Annotated in this window: 26 protein-coding genes, 1 other RNA gene and 1 pseudogene; 15 read left to right on the top strand and 13 right to left on the bottom strand. The window is 67.1% G+C overall.

Annotation, left to right across the window (positions count from 1 at the left end; all coding sequences use genetic code 11):
• Nucleotides 1-102: 102 nt before the first annotated feature.
• From ACFO60_RS38170 to ACFO60_RS38145, 6 genes are all read right to left on the bottom strand, one after another.
• Nucleotides 103-1,107 carry a glycoside hydrolase family protein gene (locus ACFO60_RS38170; protein ID WP_380851442.1) on the bottom strand — a complete coding sequence of 335 codons (1,005 nt, stop codon included), beginning with the start codon at nucleotides 1,105-1,107 and terminating at the stop codon, nucleotides 103-105.
• Nucleotides 1,104-1,667 carry a PadR family transcriptional regulator gene (locus ACFO60_RS38165; protein ID WP_380851439.1) on the bottom strand — a complete coding sequence of 188 codons (564 nt, stop codon included), beginning with the start codon at nucleotides 1,665-1,667 and terminating at the stop codon, nucleotides 1,104-1,106. The genes ACFO60_RS38170 and ACFO60_RS38165 overlap by 4 nt, the downstream gene beginning before the upstream one ends.
• Before the next feature lie 44 nt (nucleotides 1,668-1,711).
• On the bottom strand, nucleotides 1,712-2,818 hold the full coding sequence (gene menC / locus ACFO60_RS38160; RefSeq protein WP_380851436.1) for an o-succinylbenzoate synthase: 1,107 nt from the start codon (nucleotides 2,816-2,818) through the stop codon (nucleotides 1,712-1,714).
• Between the two features lie 139 nt (nucleotides 2,819-2,957).
• Nucleotides 2,958-3,824, bottom strand: a complete 867-nt coding sequence (locus ACFO60_RS38155; protein WP_380851433.1) for a GNAT family N-acetyltransferase — start codon at nucleotides 3,822-3,824, stop codon at nucleotides 2,958-2,960.
• The gene (locus tag ACFO60_RS38150; RefSeq protein ID WP_380851430.1) at nucleotides 3,821-4,903 is read right to left on the bottom strand and encodes a dipeptidase; all 1,083 of its coding nucleotides are present in this window, start codon (nucleotides 4,901-4,903) and stop codon (nucleotides 3,821-3,823) included. Before ACFO60_RS38150 ends, ACFO60_RS38155 begins: the two co-directional genes overlap by 4 nt.
• Nucleotides 4,904-5,151: 248 nt before the next feature.
• Nucleotides 5,152-6,594, bottom strand: a complete 1,443-nt coding sequence (locus ACFO60_RS38145) for a flavin-containing monooxygenase (RefSeq protein WP_380851427.1) — start codon at nucleotides 6,592-6,594, stop codon at nucleotides 5,152-5,154.
• 60 nt (nucleotides 6,595-6,654) lie between these two features.
• On the opposite strand from ACFO60_RS38145, the gene ACFO60_RS38140 reads away from it, so the two are divergent.
• The 4 genes from ACFO60_RS38140 to rnpB all read left to right on the top strand — a co-directional run bounded on the left by ACFO60_RS38140 (nucleotide 6,655) and on the right by rnpB (nucleotide 10,159).
• The gene (locus tag ACFO60_RS38140; protein WP_380851424.1) at nucleotides 6,655-7,500 is read left to right on the top strand and encodes a Nif3-like dinuclear metal center hexameric protein; all 846 of its coding nucleotides are present in this window, start codon (nucleotides 6,655-6,657) and stop codon (nucleotides 7,498-7,500) included.
• Nucleotides 7,501-8,241: a zinc ribbon domain-containing protein gene (locus ACFO60_RS38135; protein ID WP_380851421.1), complete on the top strand. Its 741-nt coding sequence runs from the start codon at nucleotides 7,501-7,503 to the stop codon at nucleotides 8,239-8,241.
• 34 nt (nucleotides 8,242-8,275) lie between these two features.
• On the top strand, nucleotides 8,276-9,595 hold the full coding sequence (locus ACFO60_RS38130) for a bifunctional RNase H/acid phosphatase (protein WP_380851468.1): 1,320 nt from the start codon (nucleotides 8,276-8,278) through the stop codon (nucleotides 9,593-9,595).
• Nucleotides 9,596-9,767: 172 nt separating this feature from the next.
• Nucleotides 9,768-10,159: RNase P RNA component class A (rnpB, locus tag ACFO60_RS38125), an RNA gene on the top strand.
• Between the two features lie 35 nt (nucleotides 10,160-10,194).
• On the opposite strand, the gene ACFO60_RS38120 is transcribed toward rnpB, so the two are convergent.
• Both ACFO60_RS38120 and ACFO60_RS38115 read right to left on the bottom strand, forming a co-directional pair.
• Nucleotides 10,195-11,355, bottom strand: a complete 1,161-nt coding sequence (locus tag ACFO60_RS38120; protein ID WP_380851465.1) for a tyrosine-type recombinase/integrase — start codon at nucleotides 11,353-11,355, stop codon at nucleotides 10,195-10,197.
• Nucleotides 11,356-11,536: 181 nt separating this feature from the next.
• Entirely contained in the window at nucleotides 11,537-12,133 is a 597-nt protein-coding gene (locus ACFO60_RS38115; RefSeq protein WP_380851418.1) for a hypothetical protein, read from the bottom strand.
• Here ACFO60_RS38115 and ACFO60_RS38110 point away from each other — a divergent pair.
• The 9 genes and pseudogenes from ACFO60_RS38110 (at nucleotide 12,075) to ACFO60_RS38075 (ending at nucleotide 17,696) form a co-directional block, all read left to right on the top strand.
• Nucleotides 12,075-12,431 carry a helix-turn-helix domain-containing protein gene (locus ACFO60_RS38110; protein WP_380851415.1) on the top strand — a complete coding sequence of 119 codons (357 nt, stop codon included), beginning with the start codon at nucleotides 12,075-12,077 and terminating at the stop codon, nucleotides 12,429-12,431. The genes ACFO60_RS38115 and ACFO60_RS38110 overlap by 59 nt on opposite strands.
• 59 nt (nucleotides 12,432-12,490) lie before the next feature.
• Nucleotides 12,491-13,471 carry an AAA family ATPase gene (locus ACFO60_RS38105; protein ID WP_380851412.1) on the top strand — a complete coding sequence of 327 codons (981 nt, stop codon included), beginning with the start codon at nucleotides 12,491-12,493 and terminating at the stop codon, nucleotides 13,469-13,471.
• An 899-nt stretch (nucleotides 13,472-14,370) separates the two neighbouring features.
• A complete protein-coding gene (locus tag ACFO60_RS38100) occupies nucleotides 14,371-14,637 on the top strand; it encodes a GntR family transcriptional regulator (RefSeq protein WP_380851409.1) in 267 nt (88 codons plus the stop codon).
• A 749-nt stretch (nucleotides 14,638-15,386) separates the two neighbouring features.
• On the top strand, nucleotides 15,387-15,701 hold the full coding sequence (locus ACFO60_RS38095; protein WP_380851406.1) for a hypothetical protein: 315 nt from the start codon (nucleotides 15,387-15,389) through the stop codon (nucleotides 15,699-15,701).
• Between the two features lie 2 nt (nucleotides 15,702-15,703).
• Entirely contained in the window at nucleotides 15,704-16,009 is a 306-nt protein-coding gene (locus tag ACFO60_RS38090) for a hypothetical protein (protein ID WP_380851404.1), read from the top strand.
• Nucleotides 16,010-16,281: 272 nt separating this feature from the next.
• Nucleotides 16,282-16,479 (top strand): annotated as a pseudogene (locus ACFO60_RS40890) (hypothetical protein); the annotation flags it as partial.
• Between the two features lie 15 nt (nucleotides 16,480-16,494).
• Complete coding sequence (locus ACFO60_RS38085; protein ID WP_380851401.1) at nucleotides 16,495-16,719, top strand: hypothetical protein; 225 nt, start codon at nucleotides 16,495-16,497, stop codon at nucleotides 16,717-16,719.
• 150 nt (nucleotides 16,720-16,869) lie between these two features.
• Complete coding sequence (locus ACFO60_RS38080) at nucleotides 16,870-17,340, top strand: hypothetical protein (RefSeq protein ID WP_380851398.1); 471 nt, start codon at nucleotides 16,870-16,872, stop codon at nucleotides 17,338-17,340.
• A gap of 59 nt (nucleotides 17,341-17,399) precedes the next feature.
• The gene (locus ACFO60_RS38075; protein WP_380851395.1) at nucleotides 17,400-17,696 is read left to right on the top strand and encodes a helix-turn-helix domain-containing protein; all 297 of its coding nucleotides are present in this window, start codon (nucleotides 17,400-17,402) and stop codon (nucleotides 17,694-17,696) included.
• 113 nt (nucleotides 17,697-17,809) lie between these two features.
• Here ACFO60_RS38075 and ACFO60_RS38070 read toward each other — a convergent pair whose 3' ends face one another.
• Complete coding sequence (locus tag ACFO60_RS38070; protein ID WP_380851392.1) at nucleotides 17,810-18,253, bottom strand: nitroreductase family deazaflavin-dependent oxidoreductase; 444 nt, start codon at nucleotides 18,251-18,253, stop codon at nucleotides 17,810-17,812.
• Nucleotides 18,253-18,876 carry an NAD(P)-dependent oxidoreductase gene (locus tag ACFO60_RS38065; protein ID WP_380851389.1) on the bottom strand — a complete coding sequence of 208 codons (624 nt, stop codon included), beginning with the start codon at nucleotides 18,874-18,876 and terminating at the stop codon, nucleotides 18,253-18,255. The genes ACFO60_RS38070 and ACFO60_RS38065 overlap by 1 nt, the downstream gene beginning before the upstream one ends.
• Nucleotides 18,877-18,980: 104 nt before the next feature.
• On the opposite strand from ACFO60_RS38065, the gene ACFO60_RS38060 reads away from it, so the two are divergent.
• Complete coding sequence (locus ACFO60_RS38060) at nucleotides 18,981-19,367, top strand: winged helix-turn-helix transcriptional regulator (RefSeq protein ID WP_380851386.1); 387 nt, start codon at nucleotides 18,981-18,983, stop codon at nucleotides 19,365-19,367.
• Between the two features lie 185 nt (nucleotides 19,368-19,552).
• Here ACFO60_RS38060 and ACFO60_RS38055 read toward each other — a convergent pair whose 3' ends face one another.
• Nucleotides 19,553-19,774: a hypothetical protein gene (locus tag ACFO60_RS38055; RefSeq protein ID WP_380851384.1), complete on the bottom strand. Its 222-nt coding sequence runs from the start codon at nucleotides 19,772-19,774 to the stop codon at nucleotides 19,553-19,555.
• A gap of 1,006 nt (nucleotides 19,775-20,780) precedes the next feature.
• On the opposite strand from ACFO60_RS38055, the gene ACFO60_RS38050 reads away from it, so the two are divergent.
• Nucleotides 20,781-23,477, top strand: coding sequence for an RICIN domain-containing protein (locus ACFO60_RS38050; RefSeq protein WP_380851382.1), 2,697 nt, complete (start codon nucleotides 20,781-20,783; stop codon nucleotides 23,475-23,477).
• A gap of 226 nt (nucleotides 23,478-23,703) precedes the next feature.
• On the opposite strand, the gene ACFO60_RS38045 is transcribed toward ACFO60_RS38050, so the two are convergent.
• Together ACFO60_RS38045 and ACFO60_RS38040 are read right to left on the bottom strand one after the other, a co-directional pair.
• Nucleotides 23,704-24,162, bottom strand: a complete 459-nt coding sequence (locus ACFO60_RS38045; RefSeq protein ID WP_380851379.1) for a MaoC family dehydratase — start codon at nucleotides 24,160-24,162, stop codon at nucleotides 23,704-23,706.
• Nucleotides 24,159-24,409, bottom strand: a 251-nt coding sequence (locus ACFO60_RS38040; RefSeq protein ID WP_380851376.1) for an amidohydrolase family protein, incomplete at its 5' end; no start/stop codon positions are given. The genes ACFO60_RS38040 and ACFO60_RS38045, both read right to left, overlap by 4 nt.

The raw sequence follows: 24,409 nt of genomic DNA, 5'->3' as shown, positions 1-24,409 counted from the left end.
AGCGCCACCCGGCGCGGGGCGCCGGCGGCGGACGCCCGGCGGCGGGCCGGCGCCCGGGACGTCCTCCGGCGACCGGGCGTCCCCGCGCCGCGCCCGCGCCGGTCACACCCCCCGGGCGTCCTCGGCCCCGAGCTCGGCGACGAGCTTGCGGTAGGTGTCGTAGGCCGGCTTGGGGCGGTGATCGCTGGTGGTGAGCCCGAACCGGGCGGCCGGTTCCGGCCGGGCGGAATCGGCGTCGCGCAGGCCGAACAGCTCGTAGTGGGTGACATTGTGGCGGGCGGCGGCGCCCGCCACGGCGCGGATCATGATTTCGAGGCGGGCCGCCTGGTCGTCCGGAGTCCGGTCCGGGCCGGTCGGCGTCCCGTTCTCCGCGATGTGGATCGGGACGCCGGGGCCAAAGTGGGCACGGGGCATGCACTGCTCGCGCAGGTGGCCGATCGCGTGCTCGGTGAGGCCTTGCAAGGCCGCCGCGGGGACGGGGGAGAAGGCGTCCGGATAGAGGCCGAGGCCCACGTAGTCGACATGGATCGCGAACTCCTCGGGCGGGAGGTCCGCGAGGTGCGCCCAGAACTCCTCGTCGCCGCCGAGGAACTCGGGGGGCTCGGCGACGGAGAACCCGAGCCGGACGGCATGGTGCCCGGCCCGGTCGAGCAGGCGCCGCGCGTGGAGCGTTCCGGTGGTGAGCGCGGAAAGGACGCCGGGGGAGCTGCCGTCGATCCAGGGCAGCTTGAAGTTCGGCTCCAGGGTGATCTGGAGGAAACGCGCGATATGCCCGTACCGGCCGATCGCCCGCTCGATGAACTCCAGCCAGCCGTCAAGGTCGGGCTCGGCGGGCAGGTAGCACAGGACGAGGTCGAGCCGCCGCTTCGAGCGGGTGTACCACTCGTCGGGCATCGTCAGCTCCCGCATCTTCCGCTCGGGCCGCAGCACGCCCGCCTTCTCGGGGTCCGGCGGTGTCCCGAGGAAGTGCAGGTACTCCCGGACCACGAAAGGCCGTCCTTCGTGCAGCCCGGCGACCAGCCTGTCGATGGCCTCACGGTCGTCGGGCGGCCCGGCCGTGGCCGCCACCTGGCTCGCCGCGTAGACGCCGAAGGTCAGTGCCTTCATGTCTCCTCCTTCGCCGGCCAGGCCAGCGTCCCGTCCTCGATCCGCCCGATCAGGCCGCCGATCCATTCCGTCTCGGCGCGCAGCTGGTGCTGGACGAAGCCCATCTCGATCATGAAGATCTCCGGCACGCCGGCCTCGCACGCCTTCGCGAGCTCCGCGACGCGCCGGCCGAGCGACGCCAGCCGCCCTCGCAGCACCCCCACCGCCTCCTCGCGCCCGAGCGCGCCGAGGTAGGCCAGCGCGTCCACGAACGCCGAGGTGGTCACCTCGGCCTCACGGATCTGCCGCCGCACCCGCTCCCTGAAGACCTCCCAACCCTCGCCGGTCAACGCGTAGACGGTTCGCGCGGGCCGGTTCCCCACCTGCTCGACTCCCACGGCGGCCACCCATCCGGCCGCTTCCAGGGACCCGACCAGCGTGTACACCGACCCGCTCTTGGCGTTCAGATACGGATGGCGCTCGTTGAGCACGGCCCCGAGGGCGTACTTGTGCATCGGCCGCTCGACCAGCAGCCCCAGAAGCCGCAAGGTCAGCGGATTGTCCACAGCGGTCAATGGCATACCCGAATACTATCACTCGTATACGGGCATTCGGCGTGGCGGCGTCAGAGGGGGAGCCACTCCGTCGAGGTCGTGACCTCCGCCAGGACGTCCGGCAGCGGGTCGACGCCCAGCCCCGGGCCCGTGGGGACGGCGAGGTGCCCCTCGTCCAGGACGAACGGCTCGGTGAGGTCGGTGGCGTAGTAGCGGCGCGAGGCGGAGGTGTCGCCGGGCAGCGTGAAACCGGGCAGCGCGGCGAGCGCGACGTTGGCCGCCCGGCCGAGGCCCGTCTCCAGCATGCCGCCGCACCACACCGCGACGCCGTGCGCCCGGCACAGGTCGTGGATGCGGCGCGCCTCCAGATAGCCGCCGACCCGCCCCGGCTTGACGTTGACGACCGAGCACGCGCCGAGCGAGATCGCCGCCGCGGCGTCGCGCGCGGACTCGATGGACTCGTCCAGGCAGATCGGGGTGCTCAGCCGCCGCGCCAGCTCGGCGTGCTGCACAAGGTCGTCCTCGGGCAGCGGCTGCTCGATGAGCAGCAGGCCGAAGGCGTCCAGCTCCGCCAGGTGCCGGGCGTCCGCGAGGGTGTAGGCGGCGTTGGCGTCCACCTGCAGCATCAGGTCGTCGCCGAACCGCTCGCGCACGGCCCGTACCGGGGCCACGTCCCAGCCGGGCTCGATCTTGATCTTCACGCGCACGTAGCCCTCGTCCACGTACCCGGCGACCGCGTCCAGGAGCCGGGGGGTCGATTCCATGATGCCGACCGACACCCCGCACGGCACCCGGTCGCGGGAGGCGCCGAGGAAGCCCGCGAACGAGGTGCCCGCCGCGCGCAGCTCGGCGTCCAGCACGGCAGTCTCCAGCGCGGCCTTGGCCATCCGGTGGCCCTTGAACGGCGCCAGCGCCCGCTCGGCGACATGGGCGCCGGCGCTCGGCAGCGCGGCGAGCGCGGGCACCAGGAAGCGGCGCATGACCGCGGCGGCCCCGTCGACGTACTCGGAGGAGTAGAGCGGCTCGGACATCGCCACGCACTCGCCCCACCCCTCGCCCTCGGGGGTGACCACCCTGACCAGCAGCACGTCGCGCTCGGTCTCGGTGCCGAACGACGTGCGGAACGGCGCCACCAGCGGCATCGCCACCCTGCGCAGTTCCACGCCAGTGATCTTCACGTTCGCTCCAATCGGTCCGCGGACGACAGGGCCGGCCACGACGGTCCCGCACTACGCGCCTGGCAGGCCGCCGAACGCGGCGGGCCCGGCCGCGACGTCGGCGACGGGCCCCGCGCGGGCCCGCACGTCCGGAAAGCCGTCACGGCCGCTCCACGATGTAGTGGCCGTCGGCGGTGAACCCGGTCACGCGGGCGCCCTCGCCGAGCAGGCCGCCGAGCACGCGGCGCACGGCATGCCGCCACGCCTTCGCCGTCGCCGGGTCGCGGGGCCGGAGCGTCTCGACGTCCCGGGGCGTGCCGATCAGCAGCACCCGGCCCTCCACGCGGCCCTCGACCGGACGGCCGTCCTGCTCGGCCAGGGCCACCACGGCGCCCGCGGGCACGGCCGGCGGGCGCGCCGCACCCGCGCAGGCCGCCTCCGCTTCCGGATCGCCGAGCCGCCAGACCGCGAGCAGGCGGTCGGACTCGTCGCCGGCGTTGATCGCGTCCTCCATGGCCCCGTAGAAGGACGGGAGGTACCGCCGCGGCCGGGCGCCGAGCTTGGCGATGTTGAAGTACGCGTTGCGGCGAACCAGGGGGTCGTAGGTCCAGGTGATCACGCCGAGCCCCCGGGACAGGGCCCAGGCGCGCTGATGGAGCTTGAGGGCGTATCCGATGCCCCGGCCGCGGGCGCAGCCGGTGACGTGCGAGTGCAGCGCCGTGCCCGAGGGCGCCGCGAAGAACCCGATGCTCGCCCCCACCAGGTCGCCGCCGTCCCCGAACGCGCCGCTCACGTAGTTGCCGCTGTGGGAGAAGGCGATCATGAGTTCGACGTTCGTCGGCGCGTGGCCGGGCTCGGTCGTCCAGATGCCGTCGAACAGCTCGACGACCTGCTCGAACTCGGCGATCTCGCGCAGCTCGCGCACCTGGACGCCCGCCCGCCGGGCGGCCTCCTCGTACTGGGCGGCGGCGGTCTCGTGCCGCCGCCGGGCGCCGGGGAGCGCGGCGGAGTGATCCGGCTCGCTCACCGCACTGGCTCGGAGACGCCGGACGCCACCGGGCCGCCCTCCGCCGCGGCGGGACGCCCCAGTTCGGCGCGGAACAGCCGCATGACGTTGCCGCCGAGGATCTTGCGGATGTCGTCCTCGGCCAGCCCGCGCCTGAGCAGCTCACGCGTGACCAGAGGCATGCCCCGGGGCCCGTCCAGGCCGGGAATGGTCGCGAGCGTGTCCAGACCCGTCGTGCTGTAGGACTCGCAGGGCGGGGTCAGGTCGAGCAGCACCTCGCGGATGAAGTCGGGGCCGAGACCGACATGGTCGACGCCGGCGACGTCCGCGATGTGCAGGATGTGATCGGCGAGCCGTTCGATCGTGTACCCCTCGGGCTTCTCCGACAGGAACGCCGCCAGGAAGTTGACGCACACCACGCCGCCGCCGGCGGCGACCGCCCGCAGCTGGTCGTCGGTGAGGTTGCGGTGGTGGTCGCGCAGCACGCGGGCGGAGGAGTGCGTCGCGATGACCGGCCGCGTGGCGATCTCCAGGACGTGCGCCACGCCCGACGCGCCGAGGTGGGAGATGTCGAACACCATGCCGAGCCGTTCCATCTCGCGCAGCGCCGCGACGCCCTGGTTGGTCAGCCGGCTGCCGGTGGCGTCCTCGCCGCTGCCGTCGGCGAGCGGGGTGCGTCCCCAGTGGGCGATGGACGCCACCCGGACGCCGAGGCGGTGGAAGGTGGGCAGCAGCTCCACGCTCGCGTCCAGGCCCGGCATGCTCTCAAGGGCGATGACCAGGGCGATCTTGCCGCTCGCGAGGGCCTCGTCGATCTCGCGCCCGTCCCGGCAGATGCTCACCTCGTCGCCGTTGCCCTCGGCCAGCGCGTGAGCGCACTCGATCATGCGCAGGGTCTGCCGGAGCGCGCCCTCAGGGCGGAACTGGACGTCGATGAACGCCGGAAGCACCTGCACGTCCACGCCGCCCTCGCGCAGCTGCGGCAGCCACTGCTCGCGGAAGAACGAGGCCCAGGTCTCGGGCGGCCGGGCCGAGACGGTCATCAGCAGGTCGTTGTGGGTGTCCGCCACGATGGCGTCCCGATGCAGGTCTGCGTACACGTGTGGATCCTCCCCGACCGGCGGTCGCCGCCGCTCCCTCGCTCCTCGATCCGACCGTATACGCACGTTGGGTCGACCGGCATCCAGGGGGAGGGACGAGGAGCGGGGGAGCGGGCGACGCGCGGACGGCAGGGCAGGGCGAGAGGGGGGACGAGGCGCCACCTGCGTGCGCCGGAGGTCCCCGGACCGGCGGGCCTTGCCGCGCGGCGGAGGGCGCCAGGAACGGCGGGCCTCGCGTGCGGCGGAGGTCACCCGAACCGGTAGGCCTCGCGGCGCGGCGCCCGGGTGATCCTGCGGTACACCGTCGTCGGGCGCGGCCAGTTGTTGGTCACCTTGCCCGCGTCGTTCTTGTACCAGCTGTCGCAGTTCGCCGTCCACGCCGTGCGGGCCATGGCGGCGTCGAGCGCCCGGCGCCAGCCGTCCATGGCGGCCGGCCGCACCTCCATCGGGCCGTGCGCCCGCAGCAGCGGCAGACAGCCCATGATGTACCTGACCTGCGACTCGATCATGAAGATGATCGAGTTGTGGCCGATGTTGGTGTTCGGCCCGTACAGCAGGAACAGGTTGGGGAAGCGCGGCACGGCGATGCCCAGGTACGCCTCCGCGCCGCCCTTCCACACCTCGTGCAGCAGGTGGCCGTCCCGTCCGGTGATCTCGATCGGCGCCAGGAAGTCGGTCGAGTGGAAGCCGGTCGCGTAGATGAGCGTGTCGGCCTCGCGCACCGTGCCGCCGGCCGTCTCGACGCCGCCCGGGACGACGCGGGCGATCGGGTCGGTGACCACGTCCACGTTCGGCCGGGTCAGCGCCGGATAGAAGTCGTTGTCGATGACGATGCGCTTGCAGCCGATCGGGTAGCCCGGCGTCAGCTTGGCACGCAGGACCGGGTCGGTCACCTGCCGCTCCAGGTGCTCTTTGGCACGCCTGGCGACCAGGCCCCTGCTCCAGCCGTCGACCAGCGCGGGGAAGATGACGGTCTCCAGGAACCGGAAGATCCGCTCCCGGTCGGCGGCCTGCAGGAACGGCACGTACCGGAAGGCCGACCTCTGGCGCTCGCCGTACACCTCGCCCACCTTGGGGATCACCCAGTTCGGCGTGCGCTGGTACACGTCCAGGTGACCGGCGATGGCCGCGACGCGGGGGATGAACTGCGCCGCCGAGGAGCCGTTGCCGATCACCGCCACGCGGCGGCCGGCCAGGTCGTGACCGTGGTCCCAGCGGGCCGAGTGGAAACTCCGCCCTTGGAAGGACGACATGCCGGGGATGTCGGGCAGGCGTGGCCGGTTCAACTGGCCCACGCCCGAGACCACCACGTCGAACGGCCGCCGCTCGCCGTCGGCCGTCGTCACCAGCCACCGGTCGGCGGACTCGTCGAACGCCGCCGCCGTGACCTCGGTGTTCAGCCGCAGGTGCGGGCGCACGCCGTACTTGTCGGCGCAGTGCTCCAGGTAGGCGAGCAGCTCGGGCTGGGCCGGGTAGCGCCTCGTCCAGCCGCGATGCTGCTCGAACGAGTAGGAGTACAGGTGGGAGGGCACGTCACAGGCCGCACCGGGGTAGGTGTTGTCGCGCCACGTGCCGCCGAGGCCGCCCGCCTTCTCGAAGACGGTGAAGGTGGTGATCCCCGCCCTGCGGAGCTGGATCGCCATGCAGAGCCCGCCGAAGCCCGCCCCAATGATCGCTACCGTTGGTGCCATTCGCCAGCCCTCCGGGTGTCAGGACGTCCTCACGTTAGATCGTGCCGGTAGTCTGCGCACGTGTCCCCGACAGCGTTGTCCGCGATCATCGCGGAACTTGAATCCACGTATGACCCCGCTTGGGCGGAGCCCTGGGACGCTGTAGGCCTGGTTTGCGGAGACCCCGCCCAGCCTGTACGAAAGATCCTGTTCGCTGTGGACCCGGTGGCGGGTGTCGCCGAGGAGGCCGTGGCCTGGGGAGCCGATCTCATCGTCACCCACCATCCGCTGTTCCTGCGCGGGACGACCACCGTGGCCGCCGACACCGCCAAGGGCGCGCTGATCCACCGGCTGATCAAGCACGACATCGCCCTGCACACCGCGCACACCAACGCCGACGTGGCCGATCCCGGCGTCTCCGACGCCCTGGCCAGGGCGGTCGGCCTCACCGGTGCGCTGCGTCCCCTCCGGCCGTCCTCCGACGACCCCGCGCGCGGCCTCGGACGCGTCGGCGAACTCGCCGCGCCCACGTCCCTCGGCGAGTTCGCCGCCCAGGCGGCGCGGGGCCTGCCGCGCACCGCCTGGGGCCTGCGGGTCGCCGGCGACCCGTCCCGCCCGGTGCGAACGGTCGCCGTCAGCGGCGGCGCCGGCGACTCCCTGCTCGGCACGGCCGCGGCAGCGGGCGTCGACGTGTTCCTCACCGCCGACCTCAGGCACCATCCGGCCGGCGAGTTCATGGAGACCGGGGCCTTCGCGGGCGGCCCCGCCCTGATCGACGCGGCCCATTGGGCGACCGAATGGCCATGGCTGCCGCAGGCCGCCGAGATTCTCACGTCCAGGTTGGCCGCCAAGGGGATTAATGTGGAGACGCGCGTTTCCGAGACGGTCACCGACGCCTGGACGACAACAGCACAGTGCGAGGAATAAGTGAAAGCTGCCCCTGAAGCACAGAAGCGTCTGCTCGAGCTGGCCGAGCTCGACGCCGTTCTGGACAGGCTGGCGCATCGCCGCCGCACGCTCCCCGAACTGGCCGAGATCGACGAGCGCGCCGCCAAGCTCGCCCGCATCGCCACCCAGATGATCGACGCCGAGACCCGCGTCGGCGACCTCGCCCGCGAGCAGTCCAAGGCCGAGTCCGACGTCGACGCCGTACGGGTGCGCGCCGAGCGCGACCAGAAGCGCCTGGACTCCGGCCAGGTCTCCTCGCCCAAGGACCTGTCCAACCTGCAGTCCGAGATCGCCTCGCTCCACCGACGCCAGGGCGACCTCGAGGACGTCGTCCTTGAGATCATGGAGCGGCGGGAGGCCGCCGAGGCCGATGTGGCCCGCCTGGCGACCGAGCGCACCGAGATCGGCGCCGGCCTGTCCACCCTCGAAGACAAGCGCGACGTCGCCTTCGCCGAGCTGGACAAGGAGAGCGGGGAGGCCAAGGGCCGGCGCGGGGGCATCACCGCCGACATCCCCGCCGACCTGCTCGCCCTGTACGAGAAGCTGCGCGGCCAGTACGGCGTCGGCGCCGCCATGCTGCACGGCGGACGCTGCCAGGGCTGCAAGGTGTCGCTGTCCATCGCCGACATCAACCGCATCCGGGCCGCCGCCCACGACGAGGTCCTCCGCTGCGAGGAGTGCCGCAGAATCCTGGTCCGCACCCCCGAGTCCGGCCTGTGACCACGACCCCAGGGAAGCGGCCGTGAACCTCGTCATGGAGGCCGACGGCGGCTCGCGCGGCAACCCCGGCCCCGCCGGCTACGGCGCGGTGGTCAAGGACACCGCCGGCCAGGTGCTGGCCGAGGCGGCCGACGCCCTGGGGGTCACCACCAACAACGTCGCCGAGTACCAGGGCCTGATCGCCGGCCTGCGGTCGGTCCTCGCGCTCGGCGGCGAGGGCGCCGCGGTCGAGGTCCGCATGGACTCCAAGCTGGTCATCGAGCAGATGGCCGGCCGCTGGAAGATCAAGAACGAAGGGCTTCGGCCGCTCGCCCGCGAGGCGTCCGAGCTCGCCGGCCGCCTCCGCGTCACCTGGCAGTGGATCCCCCGCGAACGCAACCGCGACGCCGACCGCCTGGCCAACGAGGCCATGGACGCCGCCGCCCAGGGCCGCCGCTGGCAGGGCGGCCTTCCGCACGCCGGCCTCACCGCTCCTCCCGCCGAACCGGCGCCCCCCACCGCCCGCCCCCACGAGGCACCCGACGCCGGCGGGCCCGAGACGTCCACCGCCCCCGGAACACGCGGGCTTCGTACGCCCGCCGCCACCGGACCAGGTGAGCCCCGAACGCCCGCCGCCACCGGACCACGTGAGCGCCCAACGCTCGCCGGCCCTCCGCCGGAGGCACCGGCCGGCAAGGCGGCCGGAGGGTCCACGGCGACCGCGAGCGGCACCGGCAGCGGATGGATGGGCCCTGCGCGGGCCGCCACCACCTTCCTGCTCCTGCGGCACGGCGAGACGCCGTACTCCGTCGAGCGCCGCTTCTCCGGCACCGGCGACCCCGAGCTGACCTCCAAAGGCGTCGCTCAAGCTGAGGCGGCCGCCGCCCGGCTGTCCCGCCCGCCGTACGAACTCGACGTCATCGTCAGCTCCCCGCTCAGGCGCGCCCAGGGCACCGCGGGGGCCGTCGCCACCCGCACCGGCCTCAAGGTCACCGTGGACGACGGGCTGCGCGAGGTCGACTTCGGCGAGTGGGAGGGGCACACCTTCACCGAGATCCAGCGCCGCTGGCCGGCCGAGCTGGCGGCCTGGCTGGCCGACCCCTCGGTGGCGCCGCCCGGCGGCGAAAGCTTCGACCAGGCGGCCCTGCGCGTCCAGGCGGCCAAGGAACGACTCCTGCTCGACCACAAGGGCAAGAACGTCCTGGTCGTCTCGCATGTGACGCCCATCAAGCTGCTGCTGCGCTTCGCACTCCTCGCGCCCCCCGCCGCGCTCTACCGCATGCACCTCGACGTGGCGTCACTGTCCACCGTCGACCACTTCCCCGACGGCCCAGAACTGGTCAGATCCCTCAACGACACCGCCCACCTCCGCTGACCCTCGCCGCAGCCCGGCCGGACCGCGGAAAGGTCCCCGAACCGGAGCCGCCACAGGCGCGACCACGTCTCCGTGCCCGGGACTCACCGTCGTACCCGTCCCATTTGGCCTGGTCGTGCCCGTCTCCGGGTTCGAGGCGACTTGTGATCCGTTAGACTGGGACGACAGCGGACGAGTCGGCCGGGCGACCGCGTCGGGGCTCTCGTGGCCCCGCCGAGGAAGGTCCGGGCTCCACAGGGCAAGGTGGTCGGTAACGCCGACCCGGGGTGACCCGCGGGACAGTGCCACAGAAAACAGACCGCCTCTCCTCCGGGGGAGGTAAGGGTGAAACGGTGGTGTAAGAGACCACCAGCGCGCACGGTGACGTGGGCGGCTTGGTAAACCCCACCTGGAGCAAGGTCAAGAAGGGGTCTCCTCGGAGGCTCCGCGCGCGGCGTTCGAGGGTGACCCGCCCGAGTCGCGCGGGTAGACCGCTTGAGGCCGCCGGCAACGGCGGTCCTAGATGGATGGTCGCCCCTTTGCGCCAGCAAAGGACAAAACCCGGCCTACAGGCCGACTCGCCCGCTGTTCACGCTTCTGAGCATGGGATTCCTTGATCCCTACCTAGCAAGAGTCAGCACCTTGTCAGCACCATCACTCTCGGAAGACCGGTTGAAGGCCCCATCGAGAGCAGAGCGGACACGGCTGTCGGCTTCAGGCACGAGGTGCCCGTAGGTGTCTACGGTCTCAGTGATCGAGGCATGTCCCAACCACTTGGAGACATCCGAGATCGGGACTCCCTCAGCGAGAGCCGTGCTGGCGAAGGAATGCCTCAGGTCATGGAAGGTCGTGTCCTCAGGGAGTCCCGCCTTCTTGAGGGCGGGCTTCCAGACCTTGTCATTGAAGTAGTCCCGCCTCATGGGATTACCCCTCACGGTGCCGAAGAGAAGGTCGGCCTTGGGAGGGAAGTCCTTGATGTGCGCTGAGAGCGCTTCTAAGGCAAACCGGGGAAGGGGCACCTCCCGGACACTGGCCTTGGTCTTAGGGGCGCTCAGAGTGGGCCTGGTGCCCTTGGAGCCGTCTTCCTTGTCCCCCGTAAGGGTGACCTGCTGATCGACCCTGAGTTTCCGTTTGAGGAACAGCATGCGACTCTGACATAGGCCAAGGGCTTCTCCCTGCCTTAGACCCGCAGCGAACGCGACCAGGATCAAGGCCCTGTACCGAGGGGGAACGGCATCGGCGAGAGCCTTGACCTGTTCTGGGGAAAGAAGACTCACCTTGGTCGGGTGAACGTCGGGAAGCTTGATGTTCAGACAAGGGGACTTCCCCAAGCGGTCATCCTTCACGGCACCTCTGATGATGCTGGCGAAGATGTTGTAGATCGTCTCGATCGTTGAAGGGGCTAGTCCTTTCTCGGTCAGGGATTTCACCCAACCTTGAACGGTGCTGGTACGAATGGTGTTGAGAGGCTTGTTCCCGAACGCGGGATAGATGTGGTTCCTCAGATGCCGAGTGTAGGTGTCCGCCGTAGAAGGCCGATGAGGCATATCCGCCATCCACCCGTCGGCATACGTCTTGAAGGTGACCCTTCCTCGGCTTGGGTCCGAATACGTTCCCTGGTTCTTCTCGTTCTCCACCTTGGCCTGAAACGCCTCGGCCTCGCTCTTGAGACGGAAAGACTTCTCCCTCTGCTTGGCTGCCCTGCCTCCAGGCTCCCGATACCTGACGGTCCACCTGTGGTCACAGCGCCCTCTGTTGGAACAGTCACACTTCTTGAACACCGTCGCCAAGGTAATCACCTCCTGTATGAAGTATTGGATGACCAGGCATTCTCTGGAATGCCCCTGTGTGGCCCTGTAGTCAAATCTGAGACGTTTTCCTTGACGTGGGGTACCCGGCCACCAGAAAACCCCTCGCCTTCCCCTCTGGCCACCGTGGGGCCTTGTGGGGCTATTTGGGGAATCAGTAAGGGGGTTCATCGGGATTGACGCCATTGAGGATCTCCCGGGCCTTGTCGGTGAGGCGGTCGGCGGTCTTCCCTTCCTCTCCGGAGAGAAGGCCCATCTCCCTCGCCTTCTTGATTCGAGCGGCCATGGTGTTCTTGCTTATTCCCCAAAGGTCGGAGAGGTAGAGGATCGGATTCTTCCTCCCGGCTTCCACGGCCTGGATGTACGCCTGAGCCACGACGGCGTAATGGTGGGGTGTCTCAAGCCTGCGGGGAAGTTCAGGGAGTCGGGGTTTCCCGGCCCTCTCTCGTACCTGTTTGGAGATGTCGGCTATTACCTTCCGTGCCTCGCCTAGCGGTATGGAGCGGAGTACGTCCACGGTGATCCCGTCAGACTCAATGGCACTCCCAATCCCTTCCTCGTCTCGTACGTCTATCTGCAAGCCGACAGGCCCGTCCCAGGGGGCATTGAGGTTCGCATAGACGGCAACCCTCCATCCGAGCACGAAATAGATCCCGGTCAGCGTCAGTGGCTGTCCCTCGTGAACGTCGGTGATGTGCCAGTTCTCCGGCAGGCGAAGGCCCCAGATCTTGGGGTCGTGGTCGGTCATCATGTACCTACAGTACCACCTGATACACGGCGGGTGGCAGGTGCCAAGTGTTAGACTCTGGACACGGGCGGATGAAACAACAACCGGGGGAAACATGGCACGTACGGCGATGACGCATGCCCAGATTCAGACAACTCAAGAGCGATGGGTCGGCACCAGGGAGGTCGCCCTTCACCTTGGGAAGCCAACCTCCTGGATCTACGACAACGTCATCAGGCGGGGGATTCCGCATCGCAAGGTCGGCAATCAATACCGCTTTCGGCTCAGCGAGATTGACAAGTGGATGGATGGTCGTTCATAGCCAGACGGGCGAGCCTAGGCAAGGGTGCAAACACCATCAACGGAAGGAAAGAAGAGTAGGTGGACGAGTACGTCAACGGGGGAGAGTTCCAGCCGATGTCATTGGACGAGGCGTCTCAGGCGGCAGAGATGGAGGAGTCTTTTGTGGTCGAGGACGTCATCACCACTGGAACGACCCTGCTCTATGGAGAGCCTGATGCGGGCAAGTCGCTCATGACGTCAGGGCTAATCAAGTCACTCGTAACCGGAGAACCATTCCTTGGACGCACGGTTAACGGCACTCGTACTGTGGCAGTTTGCTGGTCGGACGATCGAGCTTATGCGGAGTACGCTCAACGGATTCGGCGTGTGCTGCCCGAAGGGTATGGAGAGCGGGTGCGGTTCTACCAGATGCCAATCATGAAGGATGCCGGAATGTGGGATCGGCTATTCGCGGCTATTCAAGCCCATGGGCATGACATGGTGATCTTCGATGTGCTCTCCCAGATGATCGACGGGGATATCAACGATGGGCCGCCTGTCGCAAGGTTCTTCGATGGAGTACGGAAGTTCACTCGGAAGGACATCCCTGCACTGGTTCTTGCCCACTCATCTGAGAAGAGAGGTCAGAATGGGAAGTCTGACCTCCCCATGGGGCACACCTCAATTCGAGGGTATTCCCGAATGAACATCTTCTTGTCCCGCGCCGAGTCTGGTATATGGACGGCAAGGGTAAAGGGCAAGTGGGCTGACACGTCTATGGTCACCTTCATGGCTCCAGACTTCGATGTGCCCCGGTTCAAAGTCCTTGAGGAGAAGGATGGGCGGGAGTTGAGGGGTAAGGCGCGGGAGCGTAGCACTGCCGTGATGAACGACCGAGCCGAGAAAGCTAGATGGATCGCGGAGAACTGTCAGGGCGTGACAACTAAGAAGGAGGTGCAAGAGAGATTGGCGAAACGGTTCCGTATGAAGACCCCACCCAACCTCTCTAAGCCGGAATGGACGTCCTTGGTCCGTCAGGACGGGGGTGACTGGACTCTGGTTGGACCGCTGGCAGCTTGAACGATTACCGGTTACCGGATTACCCCTAATGGGGGGTTCGGTAACCCTCTCCCCCCTTTACCCACTATTGTCTCTAGGCCGCCCCCAAGGCGGCCTCTTGGACGGCAGAAGAATTTAGGGAAGGGCTAGGAGTAGGGCGACCTTCAGGGTCGCCCCTATCGTTACCCTACCTACCTACCTACCTGGATGGGCGGCCTTGGATGGCCGCCATATACCTACCTGTATATACACTAAGTATTATAGGTGTCTACTTACAGTGATCTTCTAGGGATAGGGTAAAACCCTATAATTAGGGGGCTACGCCCTCTAATTTGGGGATGTGTACCCATCTTTTCCCCTTGCCGATCGGCGATGCCCAATTGCATCGCCTTGCCTCTACCGACAGTCCCTTCTGGTGTTTCCCATTCCCGGCCAGCCGATATGGCTCTTTGAGGGCATAGAAAAAGCACCCACCAGAAGTGTGTCTGGTGGGTGCCTATGGGGGAGGAGGTTGAACTCCAGGGGGGCCCGGTCAGGGAATTACCGGTTCCCTGGTGGGACCGTCGATTCGGCCAAGGCATTTCAACTTGTGTGGCCGATTGGGGAGGGTCACATCGAATGCCACGACATGCCCGTATCCTCCGGCCGTGATGCTTTGACGGAGAAAGGTCCAGGCATTGCCCAAATGGCTGGTTACGTGGACATGAGTGGGAAATGGGTTGGATGGGTCTGTGTACGCCTGAGCGAGGTACACGATGCATTCGGTAGCCGGAATGGAAACCTGACGACCCTCAAGGTTGACCAGGATCTTCCGCACCTTCTCGGGAAGGGTCATGGCTTGATGATAGGTCAAGCATGCTATGCCATGCTAGGCATACTATCCGTTGGCTGATCTGCTACAGCTTCCTACGGTTGACCGAGTGATCGAATGGAAGCCGGACCAGGCGCGATGGAGGCAGGTCTACGAGATCATCAGAGGCCAGATCGAGAGTGGCCAGCTCCGACCTGGCGACAAGGTGCCTTCAGTGATCCAGCTACAAGCGGAGTACGGCATAGCCACGGCTACCGGGCAGAAGGTTCATAGGGCGCTACGCGTTGACGGGTTGATCCGTACTGAGCCTGGTATGGGCTCCTTTGTTGTTCCTCGTGAAGGCGTAGCGGACGAGGACCAGCAGAATGGGTCCTAAGCCTGAGCGGGTCCCATATACGAAAAAATTCCTTGAGGCGATAGTAGGTTCTACCGCGCGAACGGCTTAAACCCCCCGGGGTCGCAGGTCAGCAATAGGGCATCAAGAAGTCGTCGCCTCGTGTGTCCCTGATCCCAGCGAGGTAGCCCACAGCGGGTGGCAGACAGCCTCAGGGAGGCGCTGGCGACAGCTGAGAGCCGTAGGGCGGGGGAGAGTCAGCAGGGTCAGCACTGGGTCAGCACGGTCAGCCGTAGAACCCCGGAACAGCCGACACCGGACCGGAAGGGGAGGGGAGGGAAAACCTCCCTCTGACCAGGCCCTTCACAGTCCGGTGCAGGTAGCCTCTCTGTCCCTCAGGGAGGGGTCGTGATTACCCGGCCTACAGGCCGACTCGCCCGCTGTCACTTCCCTGACCAGCGTCGGAACCCTCGCTGTTCATGATCAGGGCACATCTAGGGCACAGTCGGGCCGCGCAGGATCGTTGACGACGCCCGGCGGCCCGCCCGGGTTGGCAGCCCGACCGGTTCGGTTGGTACGGAGCCGTGACCAGCGTTCGTGCGCCATGGTGGCTCGAGGACCGCTGGCATCGGCTCGCAGAACGGCGTACCGTCGAGTCGAATGCGTGTTCGATGACGTGTGCTTGGTTTGGGAACTGTCCGCTTCTGGCCACTTCTCATCTTGTGGGAACACCACTGGCCACGTATTGCGCACAAGGCCCAAAAGGAAGTCAGGCAACGAAGCGGAGAGACATGATGGACAAATTCTCCCCACCCGGTTCTGTTTCCCACGATGATCCTGCGGTCGTGCGTGCCATGGAGACGATTGATGGGCTCCGCCCCTCTGAGCAGAGGGAACTCATCCGCAGCTCGTACCGCGCGGTGTTGGCTTACGACCGGACCAGCGACATTGACCACCTTGTCGACTTCGCTAAGAATCTGCTTGCAACCGTTCGTCTACGCAGTATTCCGGCTTACGCGGAAGCGCTGAAGAACGCCCCACGAGGTCCGCGCGGCCCGGAAGGCACGCTCAACGTCGAAGAGGTGCTCAACCGACTCACGGAGTGACCATGGGGGAGCTGCGGCTCGCACCAGAGAGTCAGCATGTGCTCGAAGAGTGGTGGAACTCGCACCGACCGAAGGAAGGCGATCGCGAACTCATCTGTGAGCTCCTGCGCACGATCGTTGATGGGACATGGAACAGTCGATGGCATAGCACCAAAGACCTTGCCGATGATCAGCCGACTCTCCCCGTCGTGACGATCCAACCGCGAGAGAACTTGGCGGTCTTGATCCGATTCTGGCCCGCCGATGATCCGCCTGAGTTCGACCTGATCGCGATCGTCGACCTGGCCGATCTCCCCGAACATGATTAACCACTGGCCTTACGGATCGCCCTCGCGAACGCCTGGTCCATGGCCGTACGCGCCCGCTCGGAAGCTTCAGGGACGTGGTCATCTCCTCACCGGCCACCACGAGGGATGCCAAACCGTCCGCCCGAGGTCAAGCCGTCCGGCGCCTGTTGTGACCCTGATTACATGGCGTTGGCCGGTGGCAAGTCCGATCCCAGCTGCTGGTCCCGTGTCCACTGTCACTGTTACGCAGACGGTTTCGCCTCCAGGTCTTGTTCATGAAGTAGCTTCCGTGAATCTCTGGTTTCGAGACCAGGCAGGTAAACCTCTACGGTTGTCGAAACACGGCGAACGTCATCAAGAACCGGGCATCGCGGAACTACTGTCGATCCTTCAGAATATGCGCGATCGACTACAAGTCCAGCTGGAAGGGTGGCGCCGCCCCCTGGGACACTGCGCTGAAGGAGTGCGACGAGTATCCCTTCCAGAGCACCTGCCAGGGTTCCTGGGTGAGCTGGCAGGCGAACAAGCCCGCTGACAAGGGCGCGCCCTACAAGCCGGGAGTGGCGGTCTCGATGTCACTGGTCCCCGAGCAGCAGAACACCAACTGGGGGGCGACCTACCATCTCGCGGGGCTCGGGCGCTTCTCCATGAACGACCGGATCCTCTACAAGGAGAACTTCATCCCGCATCTCTACAACGCCGCGGAGAACCTCGTGGACCCGGGGCCATAGCGGAAAACTGAGCGCCCGGCGGATCACCGCTGGGCGCTCGGCCTATCCTTGCGTCAAGCTGTGTCGGCGTGACGTTTACGGAGAACCATGTCAAAGCTCATTGCGCGCGTCGCGGGTCCATTCCTAGTGATGCATGGCTCATTCACCGTCATGGACCTCGACGGGCTCTCCTTCTCGTCCGCCGCGCTCGCCCCGGAAGAGCTGTACGAGCTGGTGAGACAGGGTGACCCCTGGTTCGCCGCCACGGAGAACATGGCAATCGTGTGCAGCCGCCAGGGTTACCACCACACAGCGGACGTCGCGCTCGAACTGTGGGACGGCGAGCCGCCTGCCGACCCGGAGGGTCAGGCGGGGACCGCCGCTGAGCCGATGCGCAGCAGTTCGGGCCGGGTTCGGGCGGGCAACTCCATGGGCAACGGCGGCCCGGTCCTCGACCTTGGAGAGCCGGCCGCCCTGTGGTCGGTCCGCGCCCAGCGGATCAAGAAGGCGAGCCAGGCCGTTGTCTACTTCTCATCGGATGAGGCATATGACGACGAGGACGATGACGACGGTGGCTACCCGGAGGGTTTGGAGGAGTTCCGCATCCAGTTCTGGCCGGCTGCCCGACCTCTCGGTTACTGAGGTTGAACTGGTGGTGTCATAGCTCCTGATGAGCCTTGATCACCGGGTAGACCGACGTCATGAGGCACGCACAAGGCGGAGGGTTGTCCGCCGAGCGAAGAGCGTTCCGCGAACGACTACGACTGCAGGCGGCCGAGCGGTTCGCGCGTGATGAATCCAGCACGGCTATCGCCCGGGACCCGCGAATCAGCCTGCGGTCCGTTCAGCGTTGGAAGAGGGACTGGCGAGCCGGTGGGGCCGGAGCGCTGCGCTCGCACGGGCCGGTCTCCCTGCTCCGGCTCGGCGAACGGCAACTCGCCGCGCTGGAACAGGAACTACGCAAGGGACCCGTCCGGCACGGCTGGCCCGGTCGCTGATGGGCGTGCAGGTCACGAGCAGGCCGAATGAGAACCCGGCCTACAGGCCGACTCGCCCGCTGTCACTTCCCTGACCAGCGTCGGAACCCATGCCCTCCATGATCAGGGCACCTTCAGGGCACTTTCGGGGCGCACCGCTCATGGACGCGTTCCAGGAGAACCACGGGGATCTCCCGGGTGGTCCGCTCCTGATAGGCCGCGTACTCCGGCATGGCCGACACCATCAGGCGCCACAGGTGTGGACGCTCTGCCGGGGTGGCGGGGCGCGCGCGTGCGGGGAAGGTCTCCGTACCGACCTGCACGGTGACGTACGGGTCGGCGAGCAGGTTGAGGTACCAGGCCGGGTGGTGGTCCGCGCCGCGGTTGGAGGCCGCGAGGACGTAGCGGTCGCCGTCACGTTGGTAGACGAGCGCGGTACGGCGCAGCTCGCCGGATTTCCGGCCTCGGGTCGTCAGGAGCAGGTCGTTCACACCCGGCCGCGGTCGGCCGTCGGTCTCCTCGAAACGGCGGATGTGCTCGGCGACCCAGACGTTCGGGCTGTCGTGGACCTCGGGCATCACGCCTCCTGGATGCTGACGGCGGCGCGGTGGTGGCGGGGCGCCTCGATCTCGTCGAGAAGCGCGATCGCGAAGTCCGCGTACGTGATCCGATCGTCCGGGTCGCCGTGCTCGGCGACCCGGTACCGGCCGACGCGCGTGCCGTCATGGTCGAAGTCGCCTGCCGGGGCGACGTACGCCCAGTCGAGGTCGCAACTCCTTAGCCGGTCCAGACCCGCCGCGTGGCCGAGGTAGAAGGAGCGGTACTCGTTCGGGTAGCCGGGCTCGTCCATCAGCGGAGCTCCGGACGCCCCGGGCAGGATCGAGGCGAGACCGACCACCACCAGGCGGCGCACCCCTGCCTTCGCCAGGCCGGCGGCCAGGGCCAGGGACGACGCGGTGAAGAAGTCGTGCGGCGGCATGGACAGGTCCGCCGCGGCGCTGATGGCGGCGTTCTGCCCGCCGGCCGCCCGCTCGACGCTCACCGCGTCCATGACGTCGCCCGCCACGACGTTCGCGCCGGTCAGGTCGCCGTGGCGTGCGGGGTCGCGCACCACGGCGGTGACCCGGTGGCCACGCCGGTGCGCCTCGGCGACCGCTTGCCGCCCGGCCCTGCCGCCCGCACCGAAGATGACGATGTTCATGGGTACTCGCCTCTCTCACCCATGCCGGAGCCGTGTGCGCCGGCCGGTGCGCGGACGTTATCGAGGGCCGTGGTTACCGCCGGGATACCGGTTATCGTGAGGCCATGAGTGAACCCCTGCCCGCCGATATGTTCGACGAGCTGTGCCCGTCCTCGCTCAATCCGATCCGGTTCGGTGACAAGTGGGCGGCGCTCATCATCCGCTGCCTCGAGCACGGGCCGCGCCGGTTCTCCGAGCTGCGCGTGCCGCTGAGCCGCGTCACCCCCAAGGTCCTCACCCAGTCGCTGCGGTCCCTCGAACGGGACGGCCTGGTCAAGCGCACCGTCTTTGCCGAGAACACCCCGCATGTCGAGTACGAGCTGACTCCGCTGGGCCGCAGCATGCTCGAGCCTCTGGCGGCCGCCTGCGCCTGGGCCGAGGAGCACTGGGACGAATTGCTCGACGCCCACGAGTCATACGACAACGCCACCCGTCTCAACCGCGCCGGCTAACGCGTCTTTGGGGTGCCATCCACGAGAATCGCCATCTCTATATCCTGATCCTTGCCTACTGGTCCTGGTCCGACCAGCGAGCACGTTTGATCGACGGATGGGTCGGGTGTTCGGAATCCCTCAGGGCTTGAGGCGGAATCGAGTACCCGGTTGGGCGATCGACTCGACTTCGGCGATCCACGCCGCTACCCGCAACCTTCACAGGACACGAAGAATTCAATCCACAGCCACAGCGCCAGGGGGACGCCGAGTACTGAGATAAGGAGGTAGAGACCGCCGCGATGTTCCTCCTTGGTCTGCTTTCCCCACATGGATGGAGGCGACGTCAGCGTCATGAACATCCCGACGAACCCCAGTCCGGTCAGCAGGAGGATCAGCCCTCGCAGCGCCCAGTCCAAGACCACCATGACGGCATGATGCTCGCATTCGCCTGCGACGCCAAGAGGCCTGCGAGGCGTCGGCCCCTCCGGCGGGCCAGAGCCCGGGCCGGGTGGCCGGGCCCTGGAAGGGGCTGGGGTGCCACCTACGAGGGGGGCACAGGCCGGACGGTGCCATCACGCGGGGGTCTTTCGGCCCACAGGCCGGCTTGTTCGCTTCGCCCGTCTCCGAGCAGGGCGCGCTGTCGTTGGGCGGTCGGTGCCTCGGTGCGTTCTCCGTGACCGGTGGTGGCCGCGTGAGCCGGTGGATGTGATCGGGTCGCTGGTGAAAGTTACATCAGTGGATGTGATTCATCGCTGCTGATGTATGTGATTTCCTCCCTCGGCCTGCCTGGGGTGCGGGTCGGCCTTGCGGGGGTCTGGTGCGTCGCGGGCGCCGCGTGGATTATTGCGCCGGGGCGACGGCAACCGGCGCGGTGACGGAGACACCGGCCCTTGACCTGGCAGATCGAGCCCAGGAGCCGCCGCGTCGTGATGTAGGGATGACCGGCGGGTCCCTCCGCGACCTGCGGGGAGTCCACCGGCGCGTGGAAGATCACCCGGCGTCGCGGCGCGGGGGTGGACGAAGGGGTGCCTTCCCCCGTTCCATCGACTGTTGCAAGACATCCCATGTTAATGGCACATTACCCGCAGACATCAGTCGCCATACGTCATATGTCATGACCTTCCGAAATGGTAATCCCATGTCTGCCACGGATTCTTGAGGGCGTGTTATGAGGAGACCTCTCGCGCCCCGGCGGCGGTGACTCTCGTCGTCGCGGTGCCGGGGAGGACGACCAGGGCTCCTTCGGCGCCGGCGAGCACGCCCTTCGCGTACTGGAGGACCCATGGGCCGCCTGTGGCGCATGCTCGGCGCGCGAACCGGCCGGCACCGCTCATCCCGCGGCAGGGACATTCGGCCTCACCGGCGAGTTCTGCCACGGCGGGGTGATCGCGCGGCGAACACTCCGCTCGGAACCAGCGAAAGGAACAGAGCGTGAAGTCAGCCTTGTCCACCACTGGGAAGGCGTTAGCGGCGCTTGCGGTGTTCGTCGCCGCAGTGTTGCTGCCGACCTTCGCAGGTAGTACGCCGGCCTCGGCGGCGACCCAGGCGACCTATTACGTCGCCCCCGACGGCGACGACGCCAACCCGGGGACGATCACGGCGCCGTTCAGGACGCTGCAGGGCGCGCGGAACGTCGTTCGCACGGTGAACGCCAACATGACAGGCGACATCTATGTGTATCTCCGCGGTGGCGACTATTCGATCGGCAGCACGATCGACTTCACGCCGGCCGACTCCGGCACGAATGGTTACCGGGTCATATACGCCGCTTACCAGAACGAGACGCCGATCCTCAGCGGAGGCGTTCGGGTAACCGGGTGGACGCAGCACAGCGGTAACATCTGGAAAGCCCCGCTGAATCGCAGCAACAAGCTCCGTGCGCTCTATGTCAACGACAAGCGGGCGTTCATGGCTTCGAAGACGATAAGCTCGGCGGGGTGCTCCGGAACCTACAACATCACGGCGGGGCAGGCGTCGTGGGCGTGGGAGTCGGGTTCGCAGTGCGCGGCATCGAAGTACAGCCTGAATGATTTTCCGGCCATCGCCGGCAATCAGGACGACATCGAAATAGAGACGGGGACGACCTGGACCACGGCCATCGTGGGAGTCCGGCAGGTCACCTCCGACGGCGCGAACCGCATAGCCACGTTCCAGCAGCCGGGAGCGGCCATCGCCCAGGGCGCCTTCAACGGGAACGCCCAGACCGGCGGCACCCACAAGGTCATGAACGCCTACGAGTTCCTGGACGCGCCGGGCGAGTTCTTCTTCGACAAGACGAGCAAGACGTTGTACTACTACAAGGCGAGCTCCGAGGACATGGCGACCGCGTCGGTCTACGCGCCGAACAACGTGTCCACGCTTCTGCGGGTCGCCGGCACCTCCACGAGCGCCCGCGCCCGCAACATCACGTTCTCCGGCCTCACGGTCCAGCACTCCGACTGGAACCTGTTCAACGTGGCCGGCTCGGTGTTCAAGCAGGCCCAGCAGGGCAATCTCGGCGCGCAGGCATATGCCAAGCAGAACTTCCACGCCTACTACTACCGCAATGTCGACATGGCGCCCGGCATCATCCAGATCGAGAACGCCGACGGGCTCCTCCTGCAGGGCAACCGGGTACAGCACACCGGCGTCGACGGCATCAACATGGTCAACGACGTGGTGAACACGCAGTTGATCGGAAACTACACGAACGACATCGCCGGATCCGCCATCGCCGTGGGCCATCCCCAGCATGTCTACATCGGGGACTACACCTCGACGAATCGCGAGAAGTATCCCGTTCAGGTCGAGGGCGCGCCCAAGAACATCGAGATTAAGAACAACTACATCTACGACAGTGCTGTGTTGTTCAACGGGCACAGCGCCATCTCGGCGTACTTCGCCGACGGCCTGTCCATCCAGCGCAATCGCATCGAGAAGACCCCGTGGTCGGGTATAACGCTCGGCTGGGGGTGGTGGAACTTCGACGGGTCGTCAGGCTCGATCGCGCCCAACCGGCCGACCACCACGGCGAAGAACAACACGATCAGCTACAACCACATCATTGACACGGTGCAGCGCCTGAGTGATACGGCTCCCATCTACACGCTGGGCAGCCAGCCGGGAACCACGATCACCAACAACTATCTGCAGGGCGTCCCGTCCGGCCACAAGTACGGACTCCACCCGGACGAAGGCTCGGCGTACATCACGTTCCGCGACAATGTCCTGAGCATCGACAAGAATGTCACGTGGATGCTCAACTCCGACGACTTCGGGCGTAAGCATGATCTGAGCGTCACGCAGACATACGGACCTATCAACAAGGTCTCCAACAAGAACCTGCCTAACAGCACGATCCAGGACATCATCGTTTCTTCCGACTATGTCTGGCCGGCGCCGGCCTATGCCATCGCCGTGAACTCCGGACTCGAGGATGCCTACAGGAGCATCATCCCCCAGAGCAATCTTTCTCTGCCGGACTACGTCCTGCCTGCCAGCACTTTCGTCGCCGCCGGTGTGACATCGATTCCCATCCGGAGCACCGGCGACGCGAGCAAGACGGTCTGGCTGGCTCCCTTGGGCACGACGTCCTTCACCGCCGGCAACACGATGACCAGGGCGAGCGGAACCGCGACCTCCATCGCCGTTCCGACGTCGAACGGCGAGTACCGGCTTTACGTCGTCGACGCCCAGGGGAATCGATCGGCCGAGTCGAAGTCGCTCGTCAGGCAAGGAAACGGCGGCGGAGGCGGCCAGCAGAACGTGCAGATCGTCGGGGCCCAGTCGAACCGTTGCGCCGAGATCCCCAACTCCAGCACCACCAACGGAACCCAGGCGCAGCTCTGGGACTGCGGCAGCGGCACCAACCAGCGGTTCACCTACACCTCGGGCAAGCAGTTGCAGGTGTACGGCAACAAGTGCCTGGACGCCAACGGACAGGGCACCACCAACGGCACCACAGTGATCATCTGGGACTGCAACAGCCAGACGAACCAGCAGTGGAACGTCAACTCCAACGGCACCATCACCGGCGTGCAGTCCGGGCTCTGCCTGGACGCCAACGCGGCCGGCACGGCCAACGGGACCAAGCTCATTCTCTGGGCCTGCAACGGCGGCAACAACCAGCGCTGGACCCTGCGCAGCTGACGTGAGGTCCTAGCGGGCCGCGGACGGTCGTACGCACCGTCCGCGGCCCGTCCGCATTCGTGGCGATCCGCTGCGAACACCGTCCGCGATGGCTCGGGCCGATGGGTTGCCCCCTGTCGGAGTCACCGGCTCATGCGCGCCACCGTGACGCCGGCCGTACGGGATCGCCGACGAGGGCGGACCGCGGCGCCGGCGAGGACGGCGAGGACGGCGCCCGCGCCGGGGGTCAGGCGTAGTGCCGGTAGATGGCGCGGGCGACGCAGGCCGGCTTGCTCGCGCCTTCGATCTCGACGGTGAGATCGAGCTGCATCTGCAGGCCGTCGCCGGGAACGTCCTCGACCGAGGCGACGGTGGCGCCCAGGCGGATCTTGGCGCCGACCCTGACCGGGCTGGGGAAGCGGACCTTGTCCAGGCCGTAGTTGACGCTCATCTTCACGCCCTGGATGTCGAGCAGCTCGCCGAACAGCGGGATGACCAGGGACAGGGTCAGGTACCCGTGGGCGATGGGGCCGCCGAACGGCCCGTCCTTGGCCCTGTCGGGGTCGACGTGGATCCACTGGTGGTCGTCGGTGGCGTCGGCGAAGGTGTTCACGCGGTCCTGGGTGATCTCCAGCCAGCCGCTGTGGCCGAGATCCGCGCCGGCCAGCGCCTTGATCTCGTCGAGCCCGTACGCCGTGGTGGTCATACCTCTGTCGTCCTCTCCTGGGCGCCGAGCCCGAGCAGGCGTACGGCGTTGTCCTTCAGAATCTTCGGGCGGACCTCGGCCTTGATCTCGAGCTCGTCGAAGTCGGCCAGCCAGCGGTCAGGGGTGATCATGGGGTAGTCGGAGCCGAAGAGCACCTTGTCCTTCAGCAGCGTGTTGGCGTACCGCACGAGCTGCGGGGGGAAGTACTTCGGCGACCAGCCGGACAGGTCGATGTAGACGTACGGCT

This window comes from Sphaerisporangium dianthi, from assembly GCF_042654065.1.
GTDB lineage: Bacteria > Actinomycetota > Actinomycetes > Streptosporangiales > Streptosporangiaceae > Sphaerisporangium > Sphaerisporangium dianthi.
Note: the sequence above shows the minus strand (reverse complement) of the source record. Positions and strands in the feature narration are given on the sequence as shown.

What these genes read in the sequence shown, in the direction of transcription:
- ACFO60_RS38170 (WP_380851442.1), bottom strand. Translation starts at nt 1,107, where the DNA reads ATGAAGGCACTGACCTTCGGCGTCTACGCGGCGAGCCAGGTGGCGGCC.
- ACFO60_RS38165 (WP_380851439.1), bottom strand. Translation starts at nt 1,667, where the DNA reads ATGCCATTGACCGCTGTGGACAATCCGCTGACCTTGCGGCTTCTGGGG.
- ACFO60_RS38145 (WP_380851427.1), bottom strand. Translation starts at nt 6,594, where the DNA reads ATGGCACCAACGGTAGCGATCATTGGGGCGGGCTTCGGCGGGCTCTGC.
- ACFO60_RS38130 (WP_380851468.1), top strand. Translation starts at nt 8,276, where the DNA reads ATGGAGGCCGACGGCGGCTCGCGCGGCAACCCCGGCCCCGCCGGCTAC.
- ACFO60_RS38110 (WP_380851415.1), top strand. Translation starts at nt 12,075, where the DNA reads ATGTGCCAGTTCTCCGGCAGGCGAAGGCCCCAGATCTTGGGGTCGTGG.
- ACFO60_RS38115 (WP_380851418.1), bottom strand. Translation starts at nt 12,133, where the DNA reads ATGATGACCGACCACGACCCCAAGATCTGGGGCCTTCGCCTGCCGGAG.
- ACFO60_RS38095 (WP_380851406.1), top strand. Translation starts at nt 15,387, where the DNA reads ATGATGGACAAATTCTCCCCACCCGGTTCTGTTTCCCACGATGATCCT.
- ACFO60_RS38090 (WP_380851404.1), top strand. Translation starts at nt 15,704, where the DNA reads ATGGGGGAGCTGCGGCTCGCACCAGAGAGTCAGCATGTGCTCGAAGAG.
- ACFO60_RS38080 (WP_380851398.1), top strand. Translation starts at nt 16,870, where the DNA reads ATGGACCTCGACGGGCTCTCCTTCTCGTCCGCCGCGCTCGCCCCGGAA.
- ACFO60_RS38075 (WP_380851395.1), top strand. Translation starts at nt 17,400, where the DNA reads ATGAGGCACGCACAAGGCGGAGGGTTGTCCGCCGAGCGAAGAGCGTTC.
- ACFO60_RS38070 (WP_380851392.1), bottom strand. Translation starts at nt 18,253, where the DNA reads ATGCCCGAGGTCCACGACAGCCCGAACGTCTGGGTCGCCGAGCACATC.
- ACFO60_RS38065 (WP_380851389.1), bottom strand. Translation starts at nt 18,876, where the DNA reads ATGAACATCGTCATCTTCGGTGCGGGCGGCAGGGCCGGGCGGCAAGCG.
- ACFO60_RS38060 (WP_380851386.1), top strand. Translation starts at nt 18,981, where the DNA reads ATGAGTGAACCCCTGCCCGCCGATATGTTCGACGAGCTGTGCCCGTCC.
- ACFO60_RS38055 (WP_380851384.1), bottom strand. Translation starts at nt 19,774, where the DNA reads ATGGTGGTCTTGGACTGGGCGCTGCGAGGGCTGATCCTCCTGCTGACC.
- ACFO60_RS38045 (WP_380851379.1), bottom strand. Translation starts at nt 24,162, where the DNA reads ATGACCACCACGGCGTACGGGCTCGACGAGATCAAGGCGCTGGCCGGC.